At 48.5% G+C, this 10,099-nt stretch carries 12 protein-coding genes and 1 tRNA gene; 7 read left to right on the forward strand and 6 right to left on the reverse strand.

Annotation, left to right across the window (positions count from 1 at the left end; genetic code table 11):
* Window positions 1-160 precede the first annotated feature (160 nt).
* Entirely contained in the window at window positions 161-460 is a 300-nt protein-coding gene (locus tag EXT46_RS15510) for a DUF3301 domain-containing protein (RefSeq protein ID WP_022946706.1), read from the reverse strand.
* On the reverse strand, window positions 457-1,491 hold the full coding sequence (locus EXT46_RS15515; RefSeq protein WP_130148383.1) for a DUF3549 family protein: 1,035 nt from the start codon (window positions 1,489-1,491) through the stop codon (window positions 457-459). The genes EXT46_RS15510 and EXT46_RS15515 overlap by 4 nt, the downstream gene beginning before the upstream one ends.
* A gap of 106 nt (window positions 1,492-1,597) precedes the next feature.
* Between EXT46_RS15515 and EXT46_RS15520 the strand changes: the two genes are divergently transcribed.
* From EXT46_RS15520 to EXT46_RS15530, 3 genes are read left to right on the forward strand one after another with little or no spacing between them, the layout of a single operon-like run.
* Entirely contained in the window at window positions 1,598-1,909 is a 312-nt protein-coding gene (locus EXT46_RS15520) for a YqcC family protein (RefSeq protein WP_130148385.1), read from the forward strand.
* Window positions 1,906-2,694: a tRNA pseudouridine(65) synthase TruC gene (gene truC / locus EXT46_RS15525; protein WP_130148387.1), complete on the forward strand. Its 789-nt coding sequence runs from the start codon at window positions 1,906-1,908 to the stop codon at window positions 2,692-2,694. The genes EXT46_RS15520 and truC overlap by 4 nt, the downstream gene beginning before the upstream one ends.
* Complete coding sequence (locus EXT46_RS15530; RefSeq protein WP_130148389.1) at window positions 2,695-3,144, forward strand: flavodoxin; 450 nt, start codon at window positions 2,695-2,697, stop codon at window positions 3,142-3,144.
* 40 nt (window positions 3,145-3,184) lie between these two features.
* Here EXT46_RS15530 and EXT46_RS15535 read toward each other — a convergent pair whose 3' ends face one another.
* Both EXT46_RS15535 and gloB read right to left on the reverse strand, forming a co-directional pair.
* On the reverse strand, window positions 3,185-4,744 hold the full coding sequence (locus EXT46_RS15535; RefSeq protein WP_130148391.1) for a LysM peptidoglycan-binding domain-containing protein: 1,560 nt from the start codon (window positions 4,742-4,744) through the stop codon (window positions 3,185-3,187).
* A 92-nt stretch (window positions 4,745-4,836) separates the two neighbouring features.
* Complete coding sequence (gene gloB, locus EXT46_RS15540; protein WP_130148393.1) at window positions 4,837-5,604, reverse strand: hydroxyacylglutathione hydrolase; 768 nt, start codon at window positions 5,602-5,604, stop codon at window positions 4,837-4,839.
* 54 nt (window positions 5,605-5,658) lie between these two features.
* On the opposite strand from gloB, the gene EXT46_RS15545 reads away from it, so the two are divergent.
* Window positions 5,659-6,417 (forward strand): class I SAM-dependent methyltransferase, encoded by a 759-nt coding sequence (locus EXT46_RS15545; protein ID WP_130148395.1) that lies wholly within the window; start codon window positions 5,659-5,661, stop codon window positions 6,415-6,417.
* Here the strand turns inward: EXT46_RS15545 and EXT46_RS15550 are convergent.
* A complete protein-coding gene (locus tag EXT46_RS15550; RefSeq protein ID WP_130148397.1) occupies window positions 6,365-7,186 on the reverse strand; it encodes an MBL fold metallo-hydrolase in 822 nt (273 codons plus the stop codon). The genes EXT46_RS15545 and EXT46_RS15550 overlap by 53 nt on opposite strands.
* A gap of 90 nt (window positions 7,187-7,276) precedes the next feature.
* Window positions 7,277-7,747, reverse strand: coding sequence for a ribonuclease HI (rnhA, locus tag EXT46_RS15555; protein WP_130148399.1), 471 nt, complete (start codon window positions 7,745-7,747; stop codon window positions 7,277-7,279).
* Between the two features lie 66 nt (window positions 7,748-7,813).
* On the opposite strand from rnhA, the gene dnaQ reads away from it, so the two are divergent.
* The 3 genes from dnaQ to EXT46_RS15570 all read left to right on the forward strand — a co-directional run bounded on the left by dnaQ (window position 7,814) and on the right by EXT46_RS15570 (window position 10,099).
* Window positions 7,814-8,527, forward strand: a complete 714-nt coding sequence (dnaQ, locus tag EXT46_RS15560; protein WP_022946716.1) for a DNA polymerase III subunit epsilon — start codon at window positions 7,814-7,816, stop codon at window positions 8,525-8,527.
* A gap of 24 nt (window positions 8,528-8,551) precedes the next feature.
* On the forward strand, window positions 8,552-9,922 hold the full coding sequence (locus EXT46_RS15565) for a TIGR03503 family protein (protein WP_130148401.1): 1,371 nt from the start codon (window positions 8,552-8,554) through the stop codon (window positions 9,920-9,922).
* 100 nt (window positions 9,923-10,022) lie between these two features.
* Window positions 10,023-10,099, forward strand: a tRNA-Asp gene (locus EXT46_RS15570).

The following is a 10,099-nucleotide window of genomic DNA, read 5'->3' on the forward strand; positions in this document are numbered from 1 at the left end:
ACTTCAGGATGAAGCAAGGAACAAAGCACAGGATGTGCATCGGTTAGATAGGGTAATCGAGCAAGGAAAGCAAAAGGGACGACCTTAAGGTCAGCGGTGATGGATACCGCGCAAGGATGATGCAGATTAGGGCGTGACTTACAGTCACGCCTTAGTTTTTTTAGATTCTGTGCGGTGGGATATCGGCCTTACGTAAACGTTCATTCTCCATCCACAACTCTCCCTCGTACAAGGTTTCGCCGTCACTGGAAAACTCAAACATGAAGCGGCTGCGGATCCCAAGCTTACCATTACTTAAAATCGCTAAACGCCACTGTTTGCAAGCAACACTAACAAATTGCACGCCTAATTGTTCAGCTTGACGCTGAGCATGTAACCGCGCAGTTTCTGCCACTTTACGGCGATACCAAAACAACGCTATCACGCCACCACACAGCAGCAGAATCCATAAGGTTTTCACGACGAAAATAACCCACCAATTGCACGAGAAAGCGCATCAGAACGCTGCTCAGACCGTAACATAGCTAATACATGAGGGCGCAACATTGGGATTGCAACTAAGTCGGCAAAAATACTGGCGAACAATGGCTGCTCAGAGTCTATTCGACAGCAGTGCTCTAAGAACTGTGCTAAGGTTTGCGGTGCTTCTAAATAAGCCCAAAGTCGCCCAGCGATGACCTGGCATATGTCAGCATCCTGGCCGTAATCACTGTTCATTACTTGCCCTAGCGCTTGCTCAACCAGCCCCACTGCGCGTGCACTGCTGATGGCTCGAAGCGCATCAATAAGTAGCGCTTTATCCTGATGTTGAATCGCTTGATTGATACTTGTGAGTAGGGTTTGCGCTGCTTCAGTACCTAGCTCACTATTTTCGAGCTGGGCAGCGAGAGGTTGGCGTACTTGTGCAGGTAACTGCGACCATGCTTGGCACAGCAGGGCTTCATTACCTTGATGGTCAATGCGCGCAGCAAAATCGGCAAGGCCCTGCACAGCGACGCTTTGCCAGTCTTGCCAGCCCAACTTACCACTCAAATATAGCTGTGCATGCTCATAGTACTGAGATGCGCTTTGCCGTAACTCTACTTTGATACGGGCATTGAAAGCGGCACGCTTATTGGCATTGGGAGTAAATACATAAGGGTTATTATCGAGTTTGCTTTGCTCACCCTCAGCCCCGGTTAACGATGTGCCAATGGCTTCTAGCACCATATTGGCAAAATGGTCACGACTCGCTGCTACCAGCTTACTTTGCTCATCCAACGGCATTTTCAAAAACCACACATAAGGCTCACTCGATGCTTTTGGGTCCCAAAACTGAATCGCCAGTAGCGCATGCTGTGCCAGTGGATATGGATAAGGAATAGTTGTCGACTCAATATCAGCAAAGGTTGCTTTATCTATTTTTTGCACCCGACGACCAATGTCAAATACACGCCATGTGGTGCCGGCGGCATCTAATAATTGTGCCAGTGTGGCGATGTTGTCGCTCATACGCGGCTCCTAGAAAATAAAATTCCGCAAATTATAGGCATATTGCGTCATCAACCCAAGAGAAATGCTAATATAGCGTTTTTGAAGTTACCGCAATAACCGTGTTATGTCGTATTCCATCACTCAATTGCTCACGCAGTTGCAAGGTGAATTAGCTAATGCAGGCTTATGGCAAGATAAGCCCGTTGCTGAGCATTTATTGCAATCCAGCCAACCTTTTTGTGTTGATACCCTGAGGTTCGAACAATGGTTGCAGTTCGTCTTTATTCCCAAAATGCGTGCCCTAATACACGCAAAACATCCTCTGCCTTCGGCTATAGCTTTAACCCCCATGGCTGAGGTCTATTGGTCAGGGCAGTATGCGCAATTGCACACAGTGCTTAAGCGCATAGATATTACTCTCGGAGGGGGAGAGTGAACGACTTAACAGATTCGGTAAATGTTGCACCAGTAAAGCCGCTCGATATTCTATATCGTGATGAGCACTACATCGCTATTAATAAACCGTCGGGACTACTGGTTCATCGCTCTTTTTTGGATAAGCATGAAACCCAATTTGCAATGCAAATGCTGCGCGATCAAATCGGTCAACATGTGTATCCACTGCATCGCTTAGACAGACCCACATCCGGTGTATTATTGTTTGCGCTTAGCAGTGCCGCCGCCAATCGTGCAGGACAGCTGTTCAGTGAAGGAGGGATGCGCAAACGTTATCTTGCGTTAGTCAGAGGTTTTGCCCCTGAGCAGCAATGTATCGACAGGCCGCTAAAGGAAAAACTAGATAAAATTGCCGATAAATACGCGCAACAAGACAAGCCAGCACAATCAGCGCGCACTGATATACGTTGCTTGTTGCAAGCAAGCCTGCCTATCGCCTTAGGAAAGTTTCCCAGTGTTCGTTATTCGCTGGTGGAGTGTTGGCCTAAAACAGGGCGTAAGCATCAGATACGTCGCCATATGAAGGGCATTAACCACCCTTTGATTAACGATGTAAATCACGGTGATAATACGCAAAATCACTTTTTTGCCGAGCACTTCGAGGTTTCGCGGCTAATGCTGTTTGCAACCGATGTGTACTTTGGGCATCCTTACAGCGAACAATTGATTCACATTAACGCACCACTAGGTGAACACGCACTCGCCGTTTTCGAGCGCCTCGGGTGGCCAGTGTGTGAGCAAGCTTATTATGCGAAGGAGTTTTAAATGGCCAAGATTAATATTTTTTACGGCAGTGTCTATGGCGGTGCGGAGCGTCTAGCCGACAGTGCCGAGGAGCAGCTACAAAAGCACGGCCATGAAGCCACAGTGATCGATAACCCGCAAGTGGAAGATGTGAGCAACAGCGAATATATATTAGTGATCACATCGACCACAGGGCAAGGGGATATTCCCGATAACCTCATGCCACTGTTTGTTGCTTTGCAGAGCCAGTTTCCTTTATTAGGCGGCACCCCGTTTGCGGTCATTGCCATGGGTGATAGCAGTTATGGCGATACTTTTTGTGGCGCGGGAAAGCAAGTTGAAGAGCTGTTGATGGAGCTGCAAGGCAAACCGCTGCTGCCACGCTTAGATATTGATGCCCTAGAGGACTTTGATCCCGAGCCGGTGGCGCAACCTTGGTTGGCTCAGTTTGCTGGTGCAATAGCCAAGTAGCATAATGTCGAAAAACAAGCGCTCTCTATGAGCGCTTTTCTTAGCCGCGTTTTACAGCCACGATGAGTTTGAGCTTTTGCCCAGGGTAGAGGTACTTTTTACCGTTTAAGTTATTCCATTTGCGAATGTCGCCAACGCGCAGCCCGAATTGTTTAGCAATGCGTGATAGTGAGTCACCGCGACGAACCTTGTAGGTAATGGTGCGGTTGGTCGTTTGCGGTAGCGCTTGGCCTGTGGATTGGCGAATTTTTAGTTTTTGCCCTAACCGTAACATGGCGTTGTTACCAAGATTATTCCAGGCTTTTAGCTGTGCTACGGTGACGTTGTACTCACGGCTGAGATCCCACAGTGTATCGCCGGACTTTACGGTATGGCTACGTGTTAGTGATGTCGTACCATTGACCGCTAAACGCACTTTTTCTGGTAAGTGCGAGGCCGCCTTGTCAGATAAAGGCACCATTAGCGTTTGCCCTGCGCGTATGGTGCTTGACTCTAATGCGTTTAAAGTGCGAATAGCGCCAACACTGGTATTAAACTTTTTAGCGATCACCGATAAGCTATCGCCCGCAGCCACTTCATACTGTTGCCAACGTAAGCGGTCTTGCAACTTCGCCGACGCTAATTGTTGTTTGAATGGCGTGATGCTATCAAGCGGCAATAGTAAGTGATGTGGTCCCTGTGGATCGGTGGCCCAGCGGTTGAATGCCGGGTTGAGGCGATATAGTTCGGAAAGTGAAATACCTGCCATTTCTGCTGCTAAAGCTAAGTCAATCTGTGAGCCAACATCGACACGGTCAATCACTTGGGCATTAACTATTTTGTTCCACTTAATGCCAAACTCATCATGGCGTTTAAGTAGGTCTGCCAGTGCCAATAGTTTTGGCACATAGGCGGTGGTTTCCCGTGGCAGATCAAGTGACCAGAAATCGGTAGGCAGGTGCTTACGGCGATTTTTCTTAATGGCTCGCATGACTCGCCCTTCACCGGAATTATAGGCAGCAATTGCGTTTAGCCAGTCGCCTTCAAGGGTTTTATGCAAATAAGAAAGATAATCCAACGCGGCGCGGGTTGACTCGGCAATATCGCGACGCCCGTCGTACCACCAGTTTTGTTTTAAGCCAAAGCGTTTGCCCGTTTGTGGCATAAACTGCCAAATGCCACTGGCACTGCGGTGAGAATAACCGTAAGGGTCGAAAGCACTCTCGACAATCGGCAGCAGCGCAATCTCCATCGGCATTTTACGTTTTTCGACTTCCTCAACAATGTAATATAAGTAAGGCTCGGCACGCTTGGCAATGCGATCCATATAAGCTTGATGGCGTGCATAGTAATTACGCTCAGCAACCACAGGACGATTTTGCGGAACTTCTATTGAGAGCTGATAGCGGATCCGCTCCCAGACATCGTCAAATACAGGTGCTTCTTCTAGCTGTTCAACTATCTCATCGCCGCCTAGGGTGTCGATTGTTAGCGCATCGCTTATCTCTTGCGGTGACGCAGTATTGCTAGGGAGTTTAGTGATGGGAACATCCCTAGAGGTGGTTTGGCAACCACTTAAAAACGCAGTTAACACCGCTGCGATGAGTATATGTTTATTCATGAACTGTTAATCTTTGGGCAAAACTGCGGCGCATACTAGCAAAAATTGATGAGATCCTACAAATTTTGTGCAATTGTACCGCAGTTAGAGACTCAGAAATTGTCCTTCCAAGCACGAAGACCTGCAAATATTGCACTGGGTTCACCGCTGGTAGCGGGTCGATATGCCCCAGGGAGTGCTTGTGGCGATATTTTATCGGCACGAAGGAAAGGGTTGATGCGTTTTTCCTGCCCGATAGTGCTAGGGAGGGTCATCTGTTGTTGCTCACGTAATGCATTGACTTTGTTTGTGTAGCGCTGCACCTCTGCATCCTCAGGTTGCGCTGCTGAGGCAAAGGCCATGTTTGCCTGAGTATATTCGTGCGTGCAATACACCAAGGTATCGTCGCTCAGGGTAAGGAAGGTTTGCATTGATTGCCACATTTGCTCTGGCGTGCCTTCGAATAGGCGGCCACATCCTCCACTGAACAATGTATCCCCACAAAAGACCAACTGCTCATTGATATAGCTGATATGATCAAGGGTATGCCCCGGGGTGGCACGCACTAAGAAATTGAGCCCAAATACGTCAATGTTATCGCCATCTGCGAGCGTGTGCTCGATGCCCGTAAATGGGCTATTCTGTGGTCCGTACACCGGCGCCTCTGGGTAGGCTTGTTTCAGTGCGGCGACACCTGTAGTGTGATCCCAATGGTGATGAGTAACTAGTATCCCCGCCAGCTGGTAGTCATGCTGTTCGAGGTAGCGCATTACGGGTTCAGCATCCCCGGGATCGACTACATAAACGTGAGGTTTGGTGGGGTGCACCAGGGCCCAAATATAATTATCATTAAAGGCGTTGATTGCGTCGACTTGCACCATAGCGAATAGCTCTATATCGTTAACTTATGCCCCTTAGTATAACGAGCTAAATCTGTGAAACCAGCACTAAGCTTTCAACAACATCCTGCGCCCTATACCTGGCAGCAGTTTCCTCATGGTGACTACTTGCAAAATGACGTAGAACGTAAGATGCAGCCGTGGTTAGAGCGCATGTTCGGTTATCATCTGTTAAAAATAGGCGATCTGAGTGTACAGCTAGATACATCCGCGAGCCCCATAAAGCATCAAGTTGGGGTGGCAGCGCGCTCACAACAAGCTGGCGTACTTGCCGAAGTCGATGAGCTTCCTTTCTATGAAGGCAGTGTGGATGCGTGTATTCTGAGCCTGTGTTTGGAATATAACAGCGACCCCCATCATATTTTGCGTGAGGCCCATCGCACACTGATCGCCGGTGGTTACATTGTTATTACCGGCTTCAATCCGTTTAGCTTTTGTGGCGCTGCTAGCTTGATCCCATTTAGCCGTCAAAAACTTCCTTGGAGCGGGCGCTTCTTTACCCCTTCCCGAGTCAAAGACTGGCTCGACCTATTGGGCTTTGAGCTGATAGCCGATGAGCGCTTTTTACATGCTTCATTGGCACGAGGCTCGCGTTTATCGCGCTTTGCCCGCTGGCGCAGTTTTTGCCGTCAATATTTAAAACCCATGGGCAGTGTGTATATGCTGGTGGCACGTAAGCGGGTGACACCCCTGACTCCCATTAAGCCTAAATGGCACGCACGGCCAAGTTTTAAACCTGCTATTAAAGGCGTTGAGGTGAGTCGGCGGCAACGACGCGCGCACCCTGAAGATTAAACGGCACAGCTTTATCCATTAACTTAGGCTTATTGAGGGTGGCATCACGTTGCTGACGCTGTGCGATAAACTGAGGTGCTGATTGTTGTAAATGCACGTTTTGTTCACGCTGACAGCCAATGGTGCTGTGGTAGTCTAAAGCTCGCCCCTCAGGTTGATAGTCGTGACACACCCACACCTTAGTGTCACTGGGTAGAGATAACAACTTTTGGATTGAATGGTAGAGCTGTTCAGCACTGCCTTTAGGAAAGTCACAGCGCGCGCTCCCAGAATCGGGCATAAACAAGGTATCGCCAATAAACACATGGCCATCAACGTAAATGCTAATGCCATCTGGAGTGTGCCCAGGTGTTGCAAGTACCTTGAGCTCGTAATCGCCTAAGGGTAGACGGTCGCCATCATTGACTTGCTTATCAAATTGCTCGCCATTAGTGGCACATGCTAGTTGGTATATGGGTTTAAGTGTTTTTTGCACATTGCGGATATGTTGACTGACCACCGTTTGCCCACCACATTGCTCACCAACGTAGTTACATGCACTGAAGTGGTCGGCGTGCACATGTGTTTCAATGAGCCATTTAAGTGTTAATTGGTGGCGTTCAAGGTAGCGGATAATGATATCAGCACTGGCAAAACTCAGTGTGTCTGTTGCCGCATCGTAATCTGCGACCGCATCAATCAACGCTGCATGTCGCGTGGTTGGACAAAACAGCACATAACTTAACGTGTGACTAGGAGAATGATAAAAAGGCACCACGGTGAGAGACATAGTTAATCCGCTTTAGGTATATGATATAACCCAAACTTATATCATATGTCGGCGTCTGTAAAGAGGGACAAGGTGGGTGCCTCAACACCGTCAATCTGTTGGTTGATAGCCGGTGTCTTCCAACAACGATGCGCTGGTTGCGGCAGTGCGTGCGAGCTCATCGACGATGTCATTTTCTTTATGCCCGCTGTGGCCTTTAACCCAGCGCCAATCGATGGTGTGGCGTTGGCAAGCCTCGTCAAGGCGCTGCCATAAATCAACATTTTTAACCGGTTGCTTGCTGGCGGTACGCCAGCCGCGTTTTTTCCAATTCGCTAACCAGCTTTCTATGCCTTGTTTTACATATTGGCTGTCGGTAGTAAGGACAATGTCACAGGGGCGGGTGAGCGATTCCAAAGCGACAATTGCAGCGAGTAATTCCATGCGGTTATTGGTCGTGGTTTGATACCCCTGACTTAGCGTTTTCTCGTGCTTTCCGTAACGCATAAGAACACCGTATCCCCCAGGACCAGGATTCCCCAAACACGAGCCATCGGTATAAATTTCTACGCTTTTTTGCACGCTTTACCTTGTTATTATGTACAATGAACGAAGCAGCAAAGATAGCAAATATGAGCGTAAACTGATATGGCGCAAAGACAAATAGTGCTTGATACCGAAACTACAGGCATTAGCCCGAAAGAGGGGCACCGCATTATTGAGATTGGTTGTGTGGAGTTGATCAACCGCCGGCTAACCGGTAACAATTTTCATGTTTACATTAATCCCCAGCGCGACATCGAAGACGAGGCCATCGACGTGCACGGGATCACCAACGAGTTTTTGCAAGATAAACCGCTATACCACCAAATAGCCGATGAGTTTCTTGACTATATCCGTGGTGCAGAACTCGTTATTCATAATGCCCCGTTCGATGTGGGCTTTATGGATCACGAATTTGCCATGCTGAATCGAGGCTACCCTAATACTGAGCAGGTGTGCCAAGTACTCGACACTTTAACCATGGCCCGGGAAATGCATCCTGGACAAAAGAATAACCTCGATGCGCTTTGCCGCCGTTATGATATTGATAATGCAAAGCGAACGTTGCACGGCGCATTACTGGATTCTGAGATTCTTGCTGACGTCTACTTAGCGATGACCGGCGGTCAGAAGAAACTTAATTTGGCGCAACATAATGAACAGCAAAACCAAGGCGACGATGGTGACATCATTCGTTTAAACCCAGATAGACCTGCCTTAACGGTGCTGCGTGCTGACGAACAAGAGTTGGCGGCACATGAGCAGCGTTTAGACTTGGTAGAGAAAGAGGGCGGTCATTGTTTGTGGCGCACTCAGTAGAGATAAAAGGTGAAAAGGGTGGTGATGGCAAAATTAATTCTCATCAGTATGGTGCTGCTACTTGGTGTCGGTGTCAGTGCGCCGGCACTGGGCGATGAGCAGGAAAAGCTGACCGTATTGGCCGAGGGCAATGAAATCCCGCTGTTGGATAACCGCTTTCGGATTGACCACGATGTTGACAAGATTACGCTGCTCTTTTTTCGCCGCCAAGGCTCACCCGCCGTTGTGTTGGTGCGCCCAGATGGCAGTAAAATTTATGCCACCCACTCACTCAATGACGACAATCTACAATGGCATGATGAGCTCGGCTATGACTTAATCGTGCTCAACAAACCGATGCCAGGGCCTTGGCAAGTGGTTGGGCAAATCTTGCCGGACAGCCGTATTATGGTTATCGGCGATATCTCTCTTCAAGTTGATGAACTTCCCCCTCTGCTTTTTCGTGGCGAAATTATTAAACTGACGGGGAAGGTGTTAAATGATGGTGAGCAGGTGAAAATTGGCCGCTTCCGTGATGTCATTAACATGCAAGTTGATTTCGTTAGTACTAATAATAATGAATATAGTAACTTTGGTGCCCGCACAGAGCATGTTGCCAACTTTAAAGATGATGGCCGAGGTTTTGATGAGCGCCCGGGTGATGCGATTTTCACGGGGGAGTTTCGTCTTGATTTTGCCGCCGGGCAGTGGCGGCCAGAGATAGCCCTGACCACACCCATCATCCAACGTAAAGTGGTGCAAGAGCCAGTGGTGGTCAAAGAGCCGCCGCTCACCTATGAGCTTCATGAGGGAGCCAAAGGCGAAAGCCACGAGTTACACATTACCCTCGATGAGCAGCTACTCGATCCGCAATCGGTGTTGCTCCAAGGAAAGATCTTTTATCCCAATAACGATGAACAAGCCTTTTCATTGCCAGCTGAGCAAGACAACACGCGCGTGATCACCATTAGCAATTACGAATGGGGGCGTTATTCGCTGCAAATAGAGCTATACGGCACGAACAGCAATGGCCGTGAGTTTATGGCAGCCCTGCCTGATTATGAATTTGCCATTGCTCGGCCCATAGAAAAGGTCGAAGAAATAGCGCCCCCGGTGAGCCAAGGGCCTACCGAATTGGCAGAGCAAAGTGATCAGCCAAGTGCGATGAGCAATGCGTTATTCTACAGCTTAGTGGTGTTAGGGAATGTGTTTATTTTGCTCGCTGGATGGGCAGCCATTCGCGTGTTGGTGCAAAAAAAGCCACTTTTAGGCAATATTAATTTATTGTTCTGGAAGAAAAAAAGTGCCCAAAGTGATGAGCAAGAAACAAACAGCTCTGAAGCTAACTCAGATAAAAATGGCTCAAAAAGTGATAAATCAGGTGAAATTTTAAACCTTTCGATGTCAGATGACTAAAAAAGCCCTAAAAATTCAAAAAAACTATTGACTCACCAAGGGGTGATTCGTATCATTCACGCCGCTGTCAGGGCAGAGCTTCTGGCAGTTTGGATATCGCGGAGTGGTAGTTCAGTTGGTTAGAATACCGGCCTGTCACGCCGGGGGTCGCGGGTTCGAGTCCCGTCCACTCCGCCA

Source organism: Pseudoalteromonas sp. CO325X (genome assembly GCF_004208955.1).
Lineage (GTDB): Bacteria > Pseudomonadota > Gammaproteobacteria > Enterobacterales > Alteromonadaceae > Pseudoalteromonas > Pseudoalteromonas ruthenica.